Below are 21,189 nucleotides of genomic sequence, written 5' to 3'. Positions count from 1 at the left end.
ACTCATCCTTTAAGATTTATTCTTCTTCGAATGAATCAACCAAGTTACTTCTATCAAAGAAGATGGTAACAATAGTAAATCCTCATAAACCAAATATTTTCCTTCCCATCTTGGGTCAAATTTATTTTTATATTTTCTTAAACCATCAAAACTATAAAAATGTTTACCATATTTAAATACCAAGTGTGCAATTCTCTCCTGGATATGAGCATTCTGGGCTATACCTACATTTGAAAGTGGAGCCATTCCAAGATTGAATATCTTATAGTTATCATCTTTAAATGTCAAAATCAAATTTAATATAAGAAAAGTCATAGTGTTATTAGGTACTTCCTTTCTAAAACGCATTAAATCAATTGAAACCGATCTATCATCATAACTAGGACTTAAGGAAGCAAATGCTATTATTTCTCCTGTTTCTCTATTCTTTACAACTCCAATTTTAGATTTGTCTAAATACTCCTTACTGAACCATCCAAGTGAAAATCCCATTTCTTCTCTATGAGCTAACCATTCATCAGAAACCTTTCTTAAATCTAAAAACAGATTTTCATCTATGGAGTTCTCATAATATATCTCGAAAATAAAACCATCTTTCTCAAATCGTCTAAGTATATTTCTAAAATCTCTACTTTTGGAGCTATTTATGTCAAAATTATCAAGCTCTACTAGTCCTGTCTCACCTAGTTTAAAGAAATAATATCCGTGGTCATGATAAAAAGGCAATAACCTTTCACTTGTTTGATAAAAGACTGATTTATATCCATATTCATCTATGAAGTCCTGAAACTCTATTAAAGCTTCTCCAAAGTACTTTGGATCTCCAATTGGATCTCCTAAAACTACAGCAATACCATGACTTATCTCATATTGAATTAAAACCTTATTATTTTTAGACCAAAATAAATGTTTATCCTTTAAAAATATAAGATGAGTTAAGAAATTTCCATCATATTCCTGTAAAAATTTATTTACCCTCTCTTCATCAACGCCTTCATATCTATGATTATTCATTATCCTCTCCTTTGTCAACTCATAATAGATAACAAAAATAATGAGAAGACCATAAGCAATAACTCCACTAGGTATAGGCCAAGAGATTCCTTTTGTGATTAAAGACTTAAAATAATTAATTCTTATGAAATCCCTCAATATTATATGGGAAATTTTTGTATAGGCTAGAATCCCGATAAATGCTAATATCAAAGTCATAATGGCTTTAAACCAATCAATTGGCAAACTTTTTCTATAGAAACTATGCTTGGACATTTTTAATATTATTAGAACTAATATTAGGAAAATCGCTTCCTCATAAGCAAACCCCTTAATCATTGCAAATATAGCACCAAAAAACAATAGCCACATAGTAATTTTATAACTACGCTTTACCTTCATTCTTATTTCCCTAGAGATAACTACCAGCAATATTCCTATACATATTGTTAGTTGTCTTGATAACTGTAAAATTGGAAATGATAAAAGCCTTGAAGCTATTTTAATTCGTTCAATTGCCCCTGGAGCTAATGCAGATAATAATAAGGTTACTCCAGATGCTAATATTAATATTGATAATAATAGATTTGTAATACTAGATGTTTTATTGATAAAATCTGTTACCTTTGAAAAATCTATAAACTTATTTAATTCATCCTCACTTTGAGATTGTATTATTAAAGTAAGATTTATTCCTATTAGCAAAGGTAGTATATAGTAAAAGACTCTATATAATATTAATATGGCTAAAACATTTTCAGTTCCTACACCATAATATTGAAAACCAAGTAGCACCACTAAATCAAATGACCCTACTCCACCAGGCAATAAACTTAAGATACCAGCTATAGATCCTAAAGTAAATATAATAAATACTATATCTAAATTTACCTCTTGACTAAACTGTCTAACAATAACAAAGAATAAAGTAAAGGCAGTCATCCATTCTACAAAGGATAAAAATAGTAGTTTCACTCTCAAAATAATTCTATTATTATCCACTTCTCTTGAACTTTTCTTTAAGATATTAAATATTTTATCTATGAAAAAATAGATAACAAAGTATATCATAAAAGCAATAATGGCTATAATCATCCACCTATATTTCTCTAAAAGTGAATTTATATATTGATACTTAAATAGTGCAATAACCATCATAAGAGAAAGACCTATACCTGTTGATGGAACTAGTAGTAAATTATAATCTATAATATCTTCCTTATTGTTAGCACTCTTTTTAAATAATAGTGATCTAATGGAAGCACCTGCTAATCCACCTAACCCAGAAATATTATTTATTGTATTAGCCACAAAAGTAATACTAAATATAGTTGTCTTTTTTATATTAAAATTTAGATATTCTATTATTGCAAAATCATATAAGCTCATTGATGATACTGCTAATATTCCCAAAATAGTAAATATAAATATAAGAGGCATAGGAAATTCCCTGATTATAGATATTGTCTTAGCAAAATCTATTGATTTTAATTCCCTTATTCCCCCAGTAATTATAACTACTGTCATAATCATTATAAATATTATTCTTGAAATCTTTGCTCCATTTTTCTTTAATAGCAACTTAATCGTTTCCATATACTCCTCCATCTGCCATACTCATTAATTTACTATTCTCTATAACTCTATATTTATTCTAATACCTAAATAATATATTACATCGTTTTTCAAATTTTATCAATGGAGTTAAATATTGTAGATTCAATTAGTTGATTTATTATAAATAGTAAAAACCAAAACAGATTTTAAAATCTATTTTGGTTTTTACTAACTTCTTTAAATAATATTATTTACTATTTAGCTTTATTATATATTTCTTCTATCCTATTCCAATCAACTAGATTCCACCAAGAATCTATATAGTCTGCTCTTTTATTTTTATATTTTAAATAATAAGCGTGTTCCCATACATCTATACCAAGAAGCGGTACTTTTCCTTGTGAAATTGGATTATCTTGATTTGATGTGGCAACTATTTCAAGTTTTCCATTGTGAAGTACTAACCATGCCCATCCACTACCAAATTGACCTAAAGCTGACTTTTTAAAATCCTCTTTAAATTTATCAAATCCACCTAAATCTTCATCAATTTTCTTTCCAAGTTCTCCTTCTGGATTTCCTCCACCTTCAGGTGACATTATATCCCAGAATAAAGTATGATTGTAATGCCCACCACCATTATTTCTTACAGCAGTTCTAATACTTTCTGGCAATCCATCTAGAGATTTTAAAATATCTTCTATCTCCATTTCTTGAAATCTCTCATGACTTTCTAGAGCTTTATTTAAATTATCTACATAAGCTTGGTGATGTTTTGAATGATGTGTTTCCATAGTTAATTTATCTATATGTGGTTCTAAAGCATCATATGAATATTTTAATTCTGGTAATAAAAATTTCATTTTATCTCTCCTTTTTATCTATATTAATTTGAGTATTATCATCTTATTATATATATGCCCATATTTCTAAATGATAAACATTATCACTTAGAAATGTTATACTTTTTATTAAAAATACTCCTTATTGTAGTTACAGTTTTTATTATCTTAACTGACTGCTACAAAAAGGAGTAATATTATTTCATTAGAACTGAATATTTAAAATTATAGTATTACTACTGGTTTAATTAAATCCAAAGACTTAGTCTTCATCATATTTAGTGCATCTTCTATTTTTTCAAATCCATGAAAAACATGGGTTACTATTTTACTAGGGTCAATTGTCCCAGATGTTACCAACTCAATCTGTTTCTCCATTCTTTTCCTACCACCAGGTGTTATTTTCCCCATGATACTTAATTTAGTATCCCTTGGAAATTCAAGTCTAGGAATTGAAAACCTTTCTCCACTACCAAAGTGATTTACATTTCCTATATATCCTCCTGGCTTAACAACCTTTACTGCATTTGTAATTGCATCTGAATCCATACCTGACACTAGAGCTTTATCTACTCCTTCACCTTTTGTTAATTCAAGAATTTGATCAGATATTGGACCATATTTGTGATATATAATATCTGTTGCTCCATAAAATTTAGCAGCATCTATTGACTCCTTATTAGTTCCTACTACAATAATTCTTCTGGCTCCTTTTAATTTAGCACCGGCAACTGACATCAATGATATAGATGGGGTGCCTAAAACTACTACTGTATCATTATAGTCTACCTCTGCTAATTCTACGGCATGAAGTCCTGTAGATACTGTATCCGTAAGCATAATGGCAGTCTCTAGTGAAATATCTTCTGGTAATAATGCTAAATTCATATCTACATCATTTACATGAAAATATTCTGAAAAAACTCCATCCTTTATATTCGAATATCTTCTTCCAAATATCTGTTGTTCAAAAGTATTATTTGATTCATTACTTTTCCAATCAAGTGTAATAGCTGGTACAATTACCTTATCCCCTGTTTTAAAATCTTTAACCTTTTCTCCAACCTCTACAATTTCTCCAATAGCTTCATGTCCCAAAATCAAATTTTCTCTATAATTTAATTGACTTTGATATGCAGTATAAATATCTGATACACATGGTGCTAATGCTAGAGGTCTAAGTATTGCATCATAAGGCCCTGCAATTGGTCTTTCTTTTTCTATCCATCCTACTTTATTTGATTCAAGCATTGCAAACCCTTTCATCTCCATTCCTCCCTCTATATTAAAACATAATTTATATTGCTAAGTTATATTTGCAATTTCCTTGCCACATTTCATTATTTCATTTAAACTTAATCTATATTTTACATAATATATCTAAGTATGAAGATTATAGCCATCTATTGATTATAAAAATCAATTTTCACATTTTATTATTATTTTTTTATGAATTTTATTTATTATTATCAATAACAAATGAAATATATTTCTTGACTATGAAATTTATTTCATTTATTATGTATATAATATTCTAATAAGGAGACAAATTACATGGGTGAATACACCAATAATAAAGAAATAAATAATATTAAAAAGAATTTTTTTCTAAATACTAAAAGTCCTGCTTTTGCAGAAAGTTTAAGATACTGTGAAAAAGTTGCTAACTCCAATGCTAATGTTTTACTAATAGGAGAATCTGGTACGGGTAAAGAAGTAGCTTCTCAATATATTCATGCCTGTAGCCCAAGAGCTTCAAATAATATGGTGACTGTTAATTGCAGTGCTTTTACTGAAACTCTTTTAGAGTCTGAACTGTTTGGATATGAGCAAGGAGCTTTTACAGGTGCCTTGAAATCTAAAAAAGGTAAATTTGAGCTTGCTCATGAAGGAACTCTGTTTTTAGACGAAATTGGTGATACTAGTTTACTTACTCAAGTTAAGCTTTTAAGGGTTATAGAAACTAAGGAATTTGAAAGAATTGGCTCTAATACACCTATGTTAATAGACTTTAGACTTATTTGTGCAACTAATAATGATTTAGAAGAAAACATTTTGAATAATACTTTTAGGGAAGACTTTTTTTTTAGAATTAGCACCATAGCCATTAGAATTCCACCTCTTAGAGAACGTAAAGAAGACCTTATGGATATGGTACAATTTTTCTTAAAACAAGCTTGTGCTGAAAACAAATGTGAAATCTCTTATATTGAACCTGAGGTAAATGAGTTCTTATATAATTATGATTACCCTGGAAACATTCGTGAGCTTAAAAATACTATTGATAGACTAGTAGTATTATCAGAAAATGGCATTATAAGAAAGGATGATCTTCCAATTCTATATGCCATTGGAAAACATAAATCTGGTTTCAGTACAAATAGATTTGAATCTATAGTTCCATTAAAAGACTTTAGAAAAGATACAGAAACTAAATATTTACAGTGGGTTTTAGATGAAGTAAACGGTAATGTAGCAGAGGCTTCTCGTAGACTTGATATTAGTACCCGTCAGCTATTTAATAAAATTAATGAATATGGATTACAAAAATAATAAACCCCCTTGATTAGATATGACTCTAATCAAGGGGGTTATCTTCCTCATATTTTCTGCGTAATACAATAGTTTTAATGGTATAATTAACATAGCATATGAATTCCTCAAAACTATAAAGTTTATTAATAAATTTAATCTCTCTAAAAGAGTAATGGAGGTAAATATGGATAATAAAAAAGCATTGGATATTTTAGAAAACTTAAAAAAAATAATTATTGGTAAAGATGAAGTTCTAGAAAAGGTATTAATAGCATTATTTGCCAGAGGCCATCTTTTAATCGAAGATGTTCCTGGAGTTGGAAAGACTACTTTAGTCAAAGCACTTGCTAAAAGTATGGATTTATCATATAAAAGGGTCCAGTTTACGCCAGACCTAATGCCTTCTGATATTATAGGAATTAGTGTTTATGATAAAAATACTGGAGATTTTTCTTTCAAGAAAGGTCCAATATTTAATCAAGTGTTCCTAGCTGACGAAATCAACAGAACTTCTCCAAAAACTCAGTCTAGTTTATTGCAGGCTATGGAGGAGGGAGAAGTGTCTACAGAAGAAAATCACTATATTTTAGAGAAACCCTTTATGGTATTAGCAACTCAAAACCCACTAGAGTACCAAGGAACATTTCCTTTACCAGAAGCACAGCTAGATCGTTTTTTAATGCGTTTATCTCTGGGATACCCAGAAAAGCAATCTGAAATAGAAATACTGCAAAATTATCAATCCATAAAAAATCTTAATCTTATAGAGCCAGTTGTCTCTCAGGAAGATATATTAGAGATGCAATCCATGGTAGATGAAATAACTGTTCATAGTGACATTATAGATTATATTGTTAGTATTTCTAATACAACTAGGGTCTATGAAGATTTGCGTCTAGGAGCTAGCCCCAGAGCTTCTATTGATTTGCTGAAAGCTGCAAAATCCAAGGCGTTTCTAGCAGGTCGCGACTATGTCATTCATGATGATGTGAAAAAAATGGTGGTACCTGTATTGGGACATAGACTAATTCTTTCTCCAGAGGCTAGAATAGAACGAAAGGGTATTGATGAAGTCCTAAAGGGAGTTCTTAATCATGTATTTGTACCGGTGATAATAAATGAATAACATAAAAATTAGTCTTCCACTGATCTTCTTTATAATTATATTTGCCTTCGTATTGTTAGTTGGTGGAACCTTACCTTACTTTTTGTTTTATATACTATTGCTCACATTCATTCTTCCTTTAATTCACTGCTTAATTACCCTTAAGAGGTTGAAAGGTTCTATAGAGATTCCAAGGAAATCTCTATTCACTGGTGAAGTAATCAATATAAGTTATCAGGTAGAAAACAACAGTATTCTTCCAATACCCTATTTAGAAATTCAATCTAATATTTCAAGACAATTAACAGGAACTAATTCTCCTAAAGTAACATTAGCACTGGAAAAAAAAGAATCCTATAACAGTAGTGAATCTGTGATCCTAAAAAAAAGGGGGTACTACCAGTTTGGAGAAATAGAGGTAACAGTTGAAGATGTCTTTGGATTTTATTCTTTCAAGAAAAAAATTACTACTCCTGCCTCTCTATTAGTCTATCCCGAAACTATTATTCTTTCTACTTTCAAGATAACTGCCAGCCATCAGTCTGGGGAACTTCTAGTGCAGACCTCAGACTTTCAAGATAAGAGCAGAATTGCTTCTTTAAGGGAATATAGGGAAGGTGATTCTGTTAAAGCCATTCATTGGAAATTGTCAGCAAAAAAAGATATTCCTATAATTAAAGACTATGAAAATCGAGGAGATACAAATGTTATTATTTTCTTAGACAATGAGTCAAAACTATTTAAAGGTGATATAGATCGTCACCTTGAAGATAAATCAGTAGATGCTGCTCTTAGCATAGTAAATTATTGTTTAAGTCAAAACATAGAAGTGAATTTAGAAACTCAAAATAATCAAACTCAAATAGAATTAAAAGGTCAACAACCTTCTGACTTAAAACCTTTTTTGGAAACCTTAGCTAGATTTAGAGGTAACGGGGCTCTTGAGTTTAAATCTATTCTTATGTCAAAGGTGGAAACTTTAAATAAAGGTTCAACAGTTATAATTATTACTCCTAACCTAGATAAGACCATGGGTGCACAAGGAATCCAGTTGAAAATGAAAAATCTTCATCCTTTGTTTATAACTATAACTGACTTAGGTAACAAGACAGGATATATTGATCAGATGGTTATGAAAAGATTAAAACAGGAAGGAATTCCTACATATATATTAGATTATAATACTAGCATTAAAGAAGTATTGGAGGTTTACCATGGATAGAATATCTAATAAAAGTGAAAATCTGATAATTAACCTGTTATATGCTTCTTTTGTATTTTCTCTAGTGTATCTTTTTGGCTTGGGAATAGGACTAAAAATAAATATTATGCTACAAGTATTAATAGTATTTCTAGGAAGTATGATGGTTAAATTCTTTCTTCTAAATCCACTAATCCTATATGGAATTATAGCTATTAGCTCTATAATAACTATTTTAATACACCGTTTTGCTGCTCCCATTTTATTTACCATTGTAGAAAGAGTCCTTTATTTATCTAAAAACATAATAGCTAACTTCCGAGGAAAAGAAAATATTGCATCAGATAATATACTATTATTCTGGGGAATACTTATAATTTTAGTGTCACTTTTTACTGCATTTATCTTGTTTAGAGGCAAAACTATTTATCTATTGCTTCCTATTTATATAAGTACTTTCCTTTACTATTGGTACAACTTTTTTAATCAAGCATATTGGATGATTTCCATATTTTTAATAGCTTTTTTTATTCTTATGGGATTAGATAAATATTCTAAGAAAAAGATACAAAACCTTTATGCTCCATGGCTCAAAATATTAACTAACTATAGTATATTAATTGTTTTTATAGCTTTACTATTGCCCAAAAATTACAACTATATTGAATGGTTTTGGTTGCAGCAAAAAGTTTATACTGCATTTCCTTTTGTTGAAAATTTACGCTCCTATGATAAATATACTCGAAAATCAGGAGAGGCAATTTTATTTGATTTCTCTACTACAGGTTTTCAAAGCAAAATTTCAAAGTTAGGAGGTCCAGTAAATTTAAGTAACAAAAAAATTATGACTGTATATGCAGATGATAGCATTTATCTTAGAGGGAATGTGAAACATGTATATACTGGAGATTCTTGGGATTCCATACTGAAACCTTTATATGATTATAAGTTAGGGGAAGATTTTAGTAAGCTTACTTATAAAGAACAACAATATTTTTATAAAGAAGAACATATTATAATAACCAACAATGATTTTGCATCAACTACTCTTTTTAGTCCCTACAAACCAAGTAAAGTTAATTTCAAGGATAATCATATATTAAAAGTAAATAATGATGATGTTATTATTTTCCCAAATGGAGTTTATGATAGGGAAAGTTACACTATTGAAATCCAAAAACCTCTTCCCTATGGAATTCTTGTCTCCACTGGAATGGAAAATAAGAAGACGTATCTGCCCGATTTGAATATATATCTTCAAATTCCAAATGAAAAAATAACTGAACGAATAAGAAATCTAGTAAACGAAATTGTAAAGGATGCAGAAAATGACTTTGGAAAGGCAGTAGCTATTGAGAATTATCTTAGAACTAATTATAAATATAGCTTAGATGTGAAATATGTACCAGAACATCGAGAATTTGTAGACTATTTCTTATTTGAAGAAAAAAGGGGTTACTGCACTTATTATGCAACATCTATGGCTGTAATGCTTCGCCTAGCAGAAATACCAAGCAGGTATATAGAAGGCTATTTAGCTAAAGACCTTATTGAAGATGGTATATATGAAGTGAAACATGAAAATGCTCATGCATGGGTAGAAGCATTTATTGAACCAGTTGGTTGGATGACCTTTGAGCCTACACCGGCTTATCCTGTAGAATCTAGATTAGAAAATTATCAGCTAAATGAATCTCATAAGAATATGGAGTTAAATGAATCTAGGGAAAATATTAGAACTCATAGAAATGATATTGATGGTCAAATTATTGATAGTGACCAAATTGCTATGGATGAAATGAAACCAAACTATGAGGAAAACTACGAAGATACATCTACTGGTTTACCAAGTAATACTATTGGCTTATTTATAGTCCTTTTATTATTAATTATCCCTCTAAAATCTTTAGTAGGATTATTACAATATAGCTATGGCGAAGCTAAAGCTAAAAAGTTGTCCAATAATAAAAGAGTTATTTATCTATATCAGCAAATTCTAAGACTTAAAGAATTGATGGGTTGTCCACAGCTATATGGAGAAACTCACTATGAATATGCAAATCGTATTGCGTATAAGTTCCATTCCTATGATGACATAGGAATAAAAGAAATTACAGAAATTTTTGTAAAAAGTAAGTATAGTAACTCTATTTCTTCAGATGAAAACGTATTGAAATTGGAAATGTATAGAAAGACTATGGAGAAACGACTTAAAAATTATTTGGGTAAAATGAGATATTACTATCAGAAATATGTGAAAGGAATATATTGATTTTAGTATTTTTAATCATATCCTTACTAGGTATAATTTATTAACCATAGAGTTACCAAGAATTTCTTGATATTAGCTTGCTTTCATAAAACTTCGTTATAAACTTCATACTATTCTTAATAAAGAATACGTTTAAATGGATTATCGAAATCTAACTTTATAAAATTGCCAGAAGATATTAATCTAGCTAAATACTTTAACAGGGAAGCCAGCTTGGACTTCCCTGCTTGATATTTTACTATACTTTTTAGCCTGTTCATTATCTATAAATCTTTATTCAATTCTGACTTTGTTATTTACATTCTATCAGGCACTTCAATTCCAAGTAAATCTAGAGAAGTTTCTAAAATATTCTTTGTTAAGGTAATAAGACTTAACCAAGAGTTTTTCTTCTCAATATTTTCCTCACTTATAATTTTATTTTCATGATAAAATTTGTTGAATAGATTAGATAGATCATAAATATATTCACATAATTTGTTTGGCGCCTTTTCCAAGAAACTAAACTCTATCACCTCATTAAATTTTGAAAGCTTTAGCATTAAATCTCTTTCACTCTGGCTATAGGGTTCACATATTACATCTATATTATTCATCTTTTCCTCACTAGCTTTTCTCAAAATAGATTTAATTCTTACAGTGGTATATAAAATATATGGTCCTGTATTTCCTTCAAAATATGAGAATTTTTCCATGTCAAATATATAGTCTTTAGTAACCTGATTAGATAAATCACCATATTTTAATGCAGACAGTCCGACTTTTCTTGCTATATCATATATTTCAGATTCACTAAAACCCTTATTGTCATCAAGTTTACTCACTACATTATCTTGAATTATTCTAATCAAATCTTGTAGCCTCATAACACCGCCTTCTCTAGTTTTAAAAGGTCTCCCATCTTTACCATTCATTGTTCCAAAGCCAATAAAATCAAAGGATAGATTTTCATTTACAATTCTTGTTTTTTTGGCACATCTAAAAACTTGTTCAAAATGTAGTCCCTGTCTTTTATCAACAACATATATTATCTGATCCGGATTATAATCCTTTACTCTTTGCCAAATAGTAGCAAGGTCAGTAGTACTATATAGTATAGCTCCATCTGATTTTAATATTATTATCGGTGGAATGGTATAAGTATCAGTTTCCTTAGCAACATCTATAACCAATGCCCCTTCACTTTTATGGGTATAGTTGTTTTCTTCTAGATAATTTACCATTTCATTAATATATTTCTGACTATCACTTTCACCCATCCAGAGATCGAACTCTACATTTAAAGCGCTATAATTTCTCTTCAAATCCTCTACAGAAACATTTAAAATATGTTTCCAAAGTGCTATATATCCTTTTCTCCCACTTTGCAATTCGAAAGTAGCCTTTCTAGCTTCTTCCATTGCTTCAATATTGCTTTTCGCTAAGGAGCTTGCTGCTGGATATATTTCTTCAAGTTCATCTATTGTAAAAGGAGCCTCCTCAGGATATTCACCTTTATAACTCTCAACAAAATAAGGTAGCTCGGGCATACGCCTTCTAATCTCAGATATTACCATTCCTATTTGCAAACCCCAATCACCTAAATGAACATCACCTATGACATTATGCCCTAGAAATCTAGAAATTCTCTTTATTGCTTCACCAATAATTGCAGCTCTAAGGTGACCAACATGAAGGGGTTTTGCAACATTTGCTCCGCCATAATCTACTATGATTGTCATAGGTTTTGCTGGCTTAGAACAACCATATTTCTTATCTTTACTCATATCATTTAGGTAATCGGCTAAGAAGTTATCCTTTATATTTATGTTTATAAAACCAGGTCCCGCAGAAAAAACATCTTTAAAAACATTAGTATTTTTCAATATTTCTAATATCTCATTAGCAATTTGTATAGGTGACTTCTTATACTTCTTAGATGCAGGTAGAGCTCCATTACATTGAAATTGACATAAATCAGGACGATTGGATATAGTAACATTACCAAAATTTCTTTCATATCCACATTGCTCAAAAGCATCTTCAACTATCCTACTTAATATTTTAATTAATTTTTCCATGGCTTCCCTCCTTAAATTTAACTATATTAGATGTTTCAGTAAATTGGATTATTACTATAACATCAAAATATACATAAATAAAAAAACCGCCTCATAAACTGAGACGGGTTTAAATCCGCGGTACCACTCAAATTGACATAAGTCCACTTAAATACTTTAACGCAGTTAACGTATTATCCTCGCAATTGCTCAGACATCTTCTCCGAGGCTCTCTTCACCATAAGCTTTCTTACAAGACTCTCACTCTGTTCTTGTTCGCTGTTAGAAACTCAAATGATTACTTTCCTCTTCCTAGAATTTCTAATTTTATTAATTATTGTTGATTTTATATTATACATTACGAAAAGTCAATGAAAGATTTTTTAGTAGTAATCATAGTATCTAGAGAAGTCAAACATATGTGACACAGACCTCTGAAAAATTTTCTCTGAATAATGCTGTGGTTTTCTTAAATTGCTAGTAATTATTTTGTCAAGGAGGAAAGCGATAGCGATCCTTGATTAAATAATTATTAGTAATACCATCTTAAGCAGCATTTTTAGAGAAGTACTCCTCAACTATTTCATTTGGCGTCTTAAAGTTAAGAATTTTCCTTGCTATGTTATTGTATTTGTTACTATATCTTCTAAATGACTTCTCCATTTCTTTATAGCTACTAAACCGTCTTCTGCTGTAGAATAATTCATTATCTATCCTATGACTACGCTCTACTATACCATTTTGCCATGGTGAATATGGACGAATACGTTTGTGTTTTATATCTAGCTTTTCTAAATACTTTTCAAATCTAGTTTTCTTATTTGTAATATCTTGATCATTAACAAATTCGATTCCATTATCAGTTTGAACCAATTCAACTTTAAATCCTAATTTATCTTCTAATCGTGTTAAAAAGTTAGATGTACTATATGTGCTAAGTTCATTAACTAATTCTAAATATCTCTTTCTTGAATATTCATCAATAGCTGTTATTTGGTAGTATCTACTATGATTACTTGCAAAACCAATACATTCATTTGGAACATATTTTACATCTATTTGCACTCTTTCTCCAGGATAAGTAGTAGCATCTTTACGATAATTAGATTTAGGATAACTAGCTCTTTTCTTGGCTACGTTTAATTTCATTTTTCTTAGCTGTCTACACATAGAGTCATAAGTTCTTTTATACCCTGCATCCCTTAACTTCCGATACACTTGTGCATATCCTTCATGCTGATGGTATCTATGTTTATGCTTTATTAAGTCCAACTCTTCTTGAGTATGTTGGTTAGGATGAAATTGTGGTCTTCTGCTTTTATTTGCCAAAGATCTTACATCTCCATCATATCTTTTTCTCCAACGTTGGACTTGCTGACGGCTAGTGTGGTATCTTCTAGCTGCTTTAGCATTATTATCATGTTTAATTGCATATTTAACTACCCTTTGACGAAATCTCATCTCTTCTGTTATAATTGTTTTCATAAGGAAAGATCCCTCCGATTTTTGTTTGTTATGGTAAACAACATTATATCAGAGGTCTTTCCTTTTTTCATATTTACTTGTCACAAATGTATTGTCTCATATCAAGATTTTTTAGTAGTAATCATAGTATGCTTTTTTTAATAACACAATATTCTAGTCTGTATACAAACCATAATAAACTCGTATAATTCTTTTACTTAAAATCATGCTCATTTTCAATCCTCATTAACCAATTTACATAGCTTGTCTATCCATTTCCCAAAATGATGACATTCCTTTAGAATACAATCTATTCCAATATTAATTGCTATATTGATTCCATCAATAATCTTATCATAATTATCAAATATTTTTACTACTCTTTTTGATGGGGCTGTACTTACTCCATCATTTATATGTTCAGGAGTTTCATTTTCTTCCCTTATCTTAACAATCTCTTCAATTCTTCTTGTATCAGAATCACAATATGAAAAACATTCAGGATTTGAAAATAATAGTCCTTCAAATTCATGTAATATTATATTAGGCATAAAATTCTCAAGAGCTATATCTTCATACATTTGCCCTTCAACATAGCATACTTTTTCATATATATCTTTTCCAATTGGTTCTTTACGTCCAGGAACATCTAATGGTAGTGCATAATAATCTAACATTGTAGTTACAAATGCAGCTTTATCACTTTTACATAATATCTCAACTTCACTTTTAATTTTATTATAACTAGATATACCACCTTTATATTTCTTTGTTGGAGTTCTTTTAGTAGCTAAAATTATAGGTATTACTATTATTCCTTTGCTAGATAAATATCCAGAAAGTAATTCATTTACAAACCGTTCTTCTGTTTGCCCTTCGCATAAAATAAATAATCTTATCATTTGGCAGGTCTCCCCCCCAAAAGATTCTTATTCCATAATTCACCTAATGTATATTCATTTTCAAGCCATATTTCTAATTCTTTTTCATTTAGCCGATTAAATGTAGAGTTATTTTCTTCTCTATTAACTACTACAATATCTTCAACATCAAATTGATTTAATAATTCTACAGATTGGGTTGAAATAATTATTTGTTTCTTCTTTGATGCAGATTTTATAAGGGATGCAAGTATAGTAATTGCATATGGATGTAACCCGAGTTCTGGCTCATCAATTAGTATTGTTTCTGACATTAACCTAGGTGGCTGAAGCAATAAAGTAGCAAGGCAAATAAAACGCAAAGTACCATCTGATAGCTGCGAAGCTGTAAATGGTATATCATTATCTATTCCTTTCCATTCAAGCTGAATCCTATCTCCTTTTAATGGATTTGGTCGAAGAATGAAATCATCAAAAAACGGTGCTACCAATCTAATTGTCTTAACAATTTTTTCATAATGTTGACTTTCTGTTTCTTTTAGCATATATAAAAAAGCAGCTAAATTACGTGCATCTGTAGCAAAGCTGATATTATCATTTATACCGTGCTCCCGCTTTATAAGTGCTGTATCACTAGTATCATGGAAATGATAGACCCTCCATTTTTGTTCTTTTAAAATAGGCATTACATAATTGTCTATGCCTGTATCCGTGCCTTTTTTCCATCTTGATTCAAGGTAACCACTACCTAAATATTTCTTACCAGATATTTCCCAATAAAACCATTCTTCTTCAAACATTAGTTTATTATCTTTTGTAGGCACTAAAATAAATCCATATCCATTATCTCCAAATTTAAAATCTACAAATAATTGTTCTGTTGTTTTACTACCAAAGTGTAGGATAGAATCAACTCCACCTTGACTAGTAACATAGTACTCTAATTTATTATCAATAATATGCTGTAACATTTTAAATAAAGAAATAAAATTTGATTTACCGGCACCATTGCAACCAATAAACACATTTAACATATCAAGACCTAAATTACATTCTTTAATGGACTTATATCCCTTTATCTGAACTTTAGTTATTTGCTTATCATTCACTATCAGCCACCTCACTTGAATATCAATATAAATTAAATTATATCATAAACCCTATTTAACTACCATAAAATGGATTCATAATAATATTATATATTAAAATAAAATAGAATATTTGCTATTATGCCCATTTATTATATAATTAAAACGACAAATACTGAGAAAGCTTATATAGCTGGTATAATAGATGGAGAAGGTAGTATTGTGCTTACTAGATTTCATAAAAATCAATATCATTCTCCATGTATTTCAATTTCTTCTACTGACCTAGAGCTATTAGAATGGATTAAAAATACTATAAAGTCTGGTAAAATTACTACTAAAAAAAATTATAATAAAGAAAGACATAAGAATTCCTATACATATACAATAATATATGACGAAGCTATACAACTCTTACAAAATATCGAACCTTATTTAGTAATAGAGAAGAAAAAAGCTAGGGCAAGACATATTATTTCTAAGTACAAAGAAGTTACTTTGAGAAATGGTAGATATAATAATGAACAAAAAATAGCAAAAGAATAATTTTATTTAGATTTCATGGAATTATAAAACCCTTGATTAAGTTACTTAATCAAGGGTTTTGTAATTATGTATGGTGGAGGCGGTGGGACATGTTATCCAATAGTTTCCTAAAGGCACTGACTATATCTTAAACTTTTCTCAAAGTTCCTTGGCGTATTATGGAAGTTATTATAGTTTTTCTCTTCCATCCTAGTACTGCATATCATAAGACTTAGCAGCCTATAAGTCGATACAGGGCTGTTGGATTTCTCCACATACCCCTCGGTATTAGCATTTTAAAGCCTTCACCGATAAAGCCAAGTTTTCACCTATGGATTACCCCATAGGGCGACTCCTACTTGAATCGAACCCACGTCCGAAAACACTTCCACAAGAGCTTCTCCGAGTGCAGTCAGTAATTTAACATTCCCTCTACTTGACCCTTACTGACAAGGTTCAAGTTTCAGTAGCTTCATAGATTCCGTCCTTAGGTCAAAGCTTTCCTAAGTGCGGTGCCCCACTAGATTGACGTTCTATCCTTAGCCGTGGGTTACTTAGGTAGAACGAGCAGCTTAATTAAGCTGCAAATGCGTAATTATCGTTTGCGTTTAATTTATTTTGCCACTTTTAACGTTGCTTGGCGACAACGACTCGCTACTCCTGATTCCACATCCCCGTCGAAACCAAATTCGCCCCCATATTTAATTTTGCTTAACTATTGTAACAAATTAATAGTATTATGTCAACTGTTATTGGTATTTCTCAGAACTATGCTGCTGCATTCTTCTTTCAGCATCTTTCTTAGCTATATCATCTCTTTTATCATAAAGTTTCTTACCCTTGGCAGTTGCCAACTCTACTTTTACTAGACCATCTTTTATATACACGGATAAGGGAACTAATGTATAGCCTTTTTGTGTTATGGCAACCATTAGTTTCCTTATCTCTCTTCTGTGAAGTAATAGTTTTCTTTTCCTAAGGGGATCAACATTATATATATTTCCTTGTTCATAAGGACTTATATGGAGATTGTTTATAAATACTTCTCCTTGTTCTATAGATGCGTAACTATCTTTTATATTTAATTTTCCTTGTCTTATGGATTTAACCTCTGTTCCTGTCAGCACTAATCCTGTTTCTATAGTTTCCTCTATAAAATATTCATATCTTGCTTTTCGATTAGTTGCAACTACATTGGTTCCCTTTTTCTTCATATTATCACCACATTATAGTTTCTTGTAATTAAGTTTAACAAATATCCATGGTGATGTCAATGTTCTATATCAATTCAAAGTCGATATTTCTAGTCATTACATTAGCATCTATGACTCTTATTTTAACTATATCTCCTAATCTATAGATTCTATTAGTTTTTTCACCAATTATATAATATTTTTCTTCATCAAAATGATAATAATCATCTAACATATTATTAAAATGCACTAGACCTTCAATTGTATTCTCTAGTTGTACAAACATTCCAAAGCTAGTTAAAGATGATACTATTCCTTCAAACTCTTCCCCAATATGTCTTGTCATGTATTGAGCCTTTTTCATATCTTCAACTTCTCTTTCAGCCTCTTCTGCTCGTCTCTCTGTCATTGAAGTATGATCTGCTATTTCAGGTAAAGTTACTTCAAGTTTTTGCTGAACTTGATGGTTCAGTTTTCCATGTAAATATGATTTTATTATTCTGTGAATTACAAGGTCTGGATATCTTCTAATTGGTGCTGTAAAGTGAGAATAATACTGTGCTGCAAGACCAAAGTGAATTCCTGGTTCACTGCTATATACTGCTTTTTTAAGGGATCTTAACATAAGGGTATTTATCAAGGTTTCCTCTTTTTTTCCTTTTACTTCTCTAGTTAGTAGCTGAAGTTCCTTAGGATGAATTTCATTTTGTCCCTTTAGAGTATATCCGAAATTGTGTATTAATTTACTAAATGTTGCAATCTTTTCAGGTGAAGGCTCTTCGTGTGTCCTATATAAAAATGGCGTTTGAGACCAAAAAAATCTTTCTGCCACAGTTTCATTACATACTAGCATAAACTCTTCTATTAATCTGTTGGCTATTCTTCTATCTTCTTTTTTTATTTCTACTGGTGCTCCTTTTTCATCTAAGATAATCTTAGTTTCTGGAAATTCAAAGTCTATACTTCCTCTTCTCTCTCTTTTTTCATATAGAATATGACATAGTTCTTCCATTAGTTTCAGATCATCTGCTACATTAACCAATTTTTTCTTAGCTTCCTCATCATCATTTTCTAAGAAGTCAGAAACATCATCATATACTAGTCTTTGTTTGCTATTGATTAGTCCTTCAACTATTTCGTGGTCAACTACCTTACCTTTTTTATCTATTTCCATCATTACAGATAAAGTTAATCTATCTACATTAGGATTTAAGGAGCATATTCCATTGGAAAGTTCCTTTGGCAGCATTGGAATTACTCTATCTATTAAGTATACTGAATTACCTCTTTGAAATGCTTCCTTGTCTAAAACTGCCCTTTCCTTAACATAGTGAGCAACATCTGCAATATGGACTCCAAGATAATAATTTCCATTATCTTTTTTCTCAATTGATACAGCGTCATCTATATCCTTTGCATCTATTCCATCTATGGTAAAGGTATTTAAATGTCTCAAATCTACTCTTCTTGATGCCTCATCTCTTTCTACTTCTTGAGGAATTCTTTCTGCAATTTCTTGTACTCTGTTGGGAAACTCCTCTGGTAAGTTAAAATGTCTGATAATAGACAAAATATCTGTACCTTTTTCATCTAAGTATCCAAGAACTTCTATTACTTTACCCTCTGGATTTCTCCTTGGTTCTGGCCACTGTGTTATTTCTATAACTACTTTTTGACTAGTTTTAGCCTTCATAGTCTTAGCCTTTGGAATATATATATCATATCCAATTTTACGATCATCAGGTACAACAAATCCAAAGTTTCTATTATCCTCAAAAGTTCCTACAATAGTTTTATTTCCTCTTTCAAGAATCCTAATGATTTCTCCTTCTTCTCTACGTTGTCCCTCTTGTCTCTTTGTAAGATTAGCAATTACTCTATCTCCGTGCATAGCTCCATTCATGTTTTCAGCAGGAATAAATATATCTTGCCTTGTTTTATCCTTAGATACAACAAATCCAAATCCTCTTTCATGTCCTTCTAAAATACCAGCTACTAAATAGTCATTATCTATTAATCCATATCTTTCATTTTTCGCTTTTATAATTATTCCTTCTTTTTCTAAGCCTTGCAATATATTATAAAAGTCTTCTAATTCTCTACGTCCTATGTCAAAATGAACTGCTAGTTCTTCTTTTAACATGGGACTATATTTTTTTTCTTCCATAAATTCAATAATTATTTCTCTAATGCTCATTTCTATTCCTCCCTTTGGAGTATTCTATATTTTTCTTTACTTTTAGTATTTACCCTTTTTCCAATAATAATCCACTTTATATTATATAATTAAAGATTAAGGGTGAGCTTTGCTCACCCTACTTAATCTTAGAACCGAAACTAGTTCTATTTAATAAATTTGCTTCATAAGAGTATATATTATCTTTCTTCTCTTTATGAACCTTAATTGCAATATTTATTAATTCATCTATTAATTTAGTGAAAGAATAATTTTTTCCTTCCCATAAGTAAAATGCAATGGAACCTGGTAAAGTATTTATTTCATTTATAAACACTTTATTATTTTGGTCTAATAAGAAATCAATTCTTGAGACTCCTCTGCCATCTATAGTTATAAATGCCTTTTTAGCCAATTCTTCTATTTCCACTCTAACTTCTTCATCAATATCAGCAGGTATTATTCTTCTTTCTCCACTGACTTTTCCACCTTTTTCATTGCTCTTTACATATTTATCTTCAAAAGTTAAAATTTCTTCCCAACCAATAGGTTCTTCACATAAAGAAGTTCTAACCTCTTCATCAAATCCCATTACAGCACAGTTTATTTCTCTTAAATTTTCTACTGCTTTTTCTATGATTATCTTTCTATCATATTTGATTGCTATTTCTATGGCTAATATAAGTCCATCTCTATCTTTAGCTTTGGTAATTCCTATACTTGATCCTAAATTAGCAGGTTTAACAAACATAGGATAAGATAATTTTTCTTCAATTTGGTTTATAACTAGGTCTTTGTCTTTTAACCATTTTGATCTATAAAACCAAGTATAATCAACTATAGGTAAGTTATTTGCTTTATAGACATCTTTCATTAAGACCTTATCCATTCCCACACTTGAACCCAATACCCCACAGCCTACATACGGAATATCCATAAGTTCAAATATACCCTGTACAGTACCATCCTCACCATTCATTCCATGAAATGCAGGAAGGGCTATATCTATTTTATCTATTATTTTTTTACCAAATAAACCTACTATTTCAGGATGGGCATATACATTGTTATCTTCATAGTTAGGAGATAGTATTATTTCCTTTGTATCCTTAAATTTTCCATCTTTATAATTCTTAAAATCTAATAAACTACTACCAGTTAGCCATTTTCCTTCTTTACTTACATATATAGGCACTACTTCATATTTGGTTTTATCTATATTTTCTATTATTTGCATACCTGTAATTACAGATACTTCATGTTCTGCACTTCTACCCCCAAAAAATACACCGATTTTCTTCACATAGAGGACCTCCTT

General features: G+C 30.2%; 15 protein-coding genes, 1 other RNA gene and 1 other annotated feature. Of the genes, 5 read left to right on the top strand and 11 right to left on the bottom strand.

Features of this window, described 5'->3' with window-relative positions:
• Window positions 1-9: 9 nt before the first annotated feature.
• The 3 genes from mprF to KQI41_RS05890 form a co-directional block, all read right to left on the bottom strand.
• The gene (mprF, locus tag KQI41_RS05900; RefSeq protein WP_216585011.1) at window positions 10-2,589 is read right to left on the bottom strand and encodes a bifunctional lysylphosphatidylglycerol flippase/synthetase MprF; all 2,580 of its coding nucleotides are present in this window, start codon (window positions 2,587-2,589) and stop codon (window positions 10-12) included.
• Between the two features lie 215 nt (window positions 2,590-2,804).
• On the bottom strand, window positions 2,805-3,413 hold the full coding sequence (locus tag KQI41_RS05895; protein ID WP_216585010.1) for a superoxide dismutase: 609 nt from the start codon (window positions 3,411-3,413) through the stop codon (window positions 2,805-2,807).
• A gap of 204 nt (window positions 3,414-3,617) precedes the next feature.
• On the bottom strand, window positions 3,618-4,658 hold the full coding sequence (locus KQI41_RS05890) for a zinc-binding dehydrogenase (RefSeq protein WP_154439123.1): 1,041 nt from the start codon (window positions 4,656-4,658) through the stop codon (window positions 3,618-3,620).
• Between the two features lie 288 nt (window positions 4,659-4,946).
• On the opposite strand from KQI41_RS05890, the gene KQI41_RS05885 reads away from it, so the two are divergent.
• The 4 genes from KQI41_RS05885 (at window position 4,947) to KQI41_RS05870 (ending at window position 10,505) form a co-directional block, all read left to right on the top strand.
• Window positions 4,947-5,945 carry a sigma-54 interaction domain-containing protein gene (locus KQI41_RS05885; protein WP_216585009.1) on the top strand — a complete coding sequence of 333 codons (999 nt, stop codon included), beginning with the start codon at window positions 4,947-4,949 and terminating at the stop codon, window positions 5,943-5,945.
• A gap of 166 nt (window positions 5,946-6,111) precedes the next feature.
• Window positions 6,112-7,053 (top strand): AAA family ATPase, encoded by a 942-nt coding sequence (locus tag KQI41_RS05880; RefSeq protein WP_216585008.1) that lies wholly within the window; start codon window positions 6,112-6,114, stop codon window positions 7,051-7,053.
• Window positions 7,046-8,254, top strand: coding sequence for a DUF58 domain-containing protein (locus KQI41_RS05875; RefSeq protein WP_216585007.1), 1,209 nt, complete (start codon window positions 7,046-7,048; stop codon window positions 8,252-8,254). The genes KQI41_RS05880 and KQI41_RS05875 overlap by 8 nt, the downstream gene beginning before the upstream one ends.
• On the top strand, window positions 8,247-10,505 hold the full coding sequence (locus KQI41_RS05870) for a transglutaminase-like domain-containing protein (protein ID WP_216585006.1): 2,259 nt from the start codon (window positions 8,247-8,249) through the stop codon (window positions 10,503-10,505). The genes KQI41_RS05875 and KQI41_RS05870 overlap by 8 nt, the downstream gene beginning before the upstream one ends.
• A 296-nt stretch (window positions 10,506-10,801) precedes the next feature.
• On the opposite strand, the gene argS is transcribed toward KQI41_RS05870, so the two are convergent.
• The 4 genes from argS to KQI41_RS05850 all read right to left on the bottom strand — a co-directional run bounded on the left by argS (window position 10,802) and on the right by KQI41_RS05850 (window position 15,998).
• Window positions 10,802-12,565: an arginine--tRNA ligase gene (gene argS / locus KQI41_RS05865; protein WP_154439128.1), complete on the bottom strand. Its 1,764-nt coding sequence runs from the start codon at window positions 12,563-12,565 to the stop codon at window positions 10,802-10,804.
• 96 nt (window positions 12,566-12,661) lie between these two features.
• Window positions 12,662-12,867 (bottom strand) — a binding site (T-box leader).
• Between the two features lie 223 nt (window positions 12,868-13,090).
• The gene (locus KQI41_RS05860) at window positions 13,091-14,029 is read right to left on the bottom strand and encodes a DDE-type integrase/transposase/recombinase (RefSeq protein ID WP_216584757.1); all 939 of its coding nucleotides are present in this window, start codon (window positions 14,027-14,029) and stop codon (window positions 13,091-13,093) included.
• A gap of 215 nt (window positions 14,030-14,244) precedes the next feature.
• The gene (locus tag KQI41_RS05855) at window positions 14,245-14,910 is read right to left on the bottom strand and encodes a DUF4276 family protein (protein ID WP_154439129.1); all 666 of its coding nucleotides are present in this window, start codon (window positions 14,908-14,910) and stop codon (window positions 14,245-14,247) included.
• Window positions 14,907-15,998, bottom strand: a complete 1,092-nt coding sequence (locus KQI41_RS05850) for an AAA family ATPase (protein ID WP_216585004.1) — start codon at window positions 15,996-15,998, stop codon at window positions 14,907-14,909. Before KQI41_RS05850 ends, KQI41_RS05855 begins: the two co-directional genes overlap by 4 nt.
• A 120-nt stretch (window positions 15,999-16,118) precedes the next feature.
• On the opposite strand from KQI41_RS05850, the gene KQI41_RS05845 reads away from it, so the two are divergent.
• Window positions 16,119-16,523, top strand: coding sequence for an LAGLIDADG family homing endonuclease (locus tag KQI41_RS05845; protein ID WP_154439130.1), 405 nt, complete (start codon window positions 16,119-16,121; stop codon window positions 16,521-16,523).
• 339 nt (window positions 16,524-16,862) lie between these two features.
• Here the strand turns inward: KQI41_RS05845 and ssrA are convergent.
• The 4 genes from ssrA to KQI41_RS05825 all read right to left on the bottom strand — a co-directional run bounded on the left by ssrA (window position 16,863) and on the right by KQI41_RS05825 (window position 21,174).
• Window positions 16,863-17,190, bottom strand: a transfer-messenger RNA (tmRNA) gene (gene ssrA / locus KQI41_RS05840).
• Between the two features lie 61 nt (window positions 17,191-17,251).
• A complete protein-coding gene (gene smpB, locus KQI41_RS05835) occupies window positions 17,252-17,716 on the bottom strand; it encodes an SsrA-binding protein SmpB (RefSeq protein ID WP_154439131.1) in 465 nt (154 codons plus the stop codon).
• Between the two features lie 64 nt (window positions 17,717-17,780).
• The gene (gene rnr, locus KQI41_RS05830; protein ID WP_216585000.1) at window positions 17,781-19,892 is read right to left on the bottom strand and encodes a ribonuclease R; all 2,112 of its coding nucleotides are present in this window, start codon (window positions 19,890-19,892) and stop codon (window positions 17,781-17,783) included.
• 118 nt (window positions 19,893-20,010) lie between these two features.
• The gene (locus KQI41_RS05825) at window positions 20,011-21,174 is read right to left on the bottom strand and encodes a D-alanine--D-alanine ligase family protein (protein WP_216584999.1); all 1,164 of its coding nucleotides are present in this window, start codon (window positions 21,172-21,174) and stop codon (window positions 20,011-20,013) included.
• Window positions 21,175-21,189: the final 15 nt, after the last annotated feature.

Source organism: Tissierella pigra, assembly GCF_018917845.1.
Classification (GTDB): domain Bacteria; phylum Bacillota; class Clostridia; order Tissierellales; family Tissierellaceae; genus Tissierella; species Tissierella pigra.
Note: the sequence above shows the minus strand (reverse complement) of the source record. Positions and strands in the feature narration are given on the sequence as shown.

Bases quoted from the DNA above. Each gene is read 5' to 3' on its own strand.
- mprF (WP_216585011.1), bottom strand. From the start codon at position 2,589: ATGGAAACGATTAAGTTGCTATTAAAGAAAAATGGAGCAAAGATTTCA.
- KQI41_RS05895 (WP_216585010.1), bottom strand. From the start codon at position 3,413: ATGAAATTTTTATTACCAGAATTAAAATATTCATATGATGCTTTAGAA.
- KQI41_RS05890 (WP_154439123.1), bottom strand. From the start codon at position 4,658: ATGAAAGGGTTTGCAATGCTTGAATCAAATAAAGTAGGATGGATAGAA.
- KQI41_RS05885 (WP_216585009.1), top strand. From the start codon at position 4,947: ATGGGTGAATACACCAATAATAAAGAAATAAATAATATTAAAAAGAAT.
- KQI41_RS05880 (WP_216585008.1), top strand. From the start codon at position 6,112: ATGGATAATAAAAAAGCATTGGATATTTTAGAAAACTTAAAAAAAATA.
- KQI41_RS05875 (WP_216585007.1), top strand. From the start codon at position 7,046: ATGAATAACATAAAAATTAGTCTTCCACTGATCTTCTTTATAATTATA.
- KQI41_RS05870 (WP_216585006.1), top strand. From the start codon at position 8,247: ATGGATAGAATATCTAATAAAAGTGAAAATCTGATAATTAACCTGTTA.
- argS (WP_154439128.1), bottom strand. From the start codon at position 12,565: ATGGAAAAATTAATTAAAATATTAAGTAGGATAGTTGAAGATGCTTTT.
- KQI41_RS05860 (WP_216584757.1), bottom strand. From the start codon at position 14,029: ATGAAAACAATTATAACAGAAGAGATGAGATTTCGTCAAAGGGTAGTT.
- KQI41_RS05855 (WP_154439129.1), bottom strand. From the start codon at position 14,910: ATGATAAGATTATTTATTTTATGCGAAGGGCAAACAGAAGAACGGTTT.
- KQI41_RS05845 (WP_154439130.1), top strand. From the start codon at position 16,119: ATGCCCATTTATTATATAATTAAAACGACAAATACTGAGAAAGCTTAT.
- smpB (WP_154439131.1), bottom strand. From the start codon at position 17,716: ATGAAGAAAAAGGGAACCAATGTAGTTGCAACTAATCGAAAAGCAAGA.
- rnr (WP_216585000.1), bottom strand. From the start codon at position 19,892: ATGAGCATTAGAGAAATAATTATTGAATTTATGGAAGAAAAAAAATAT.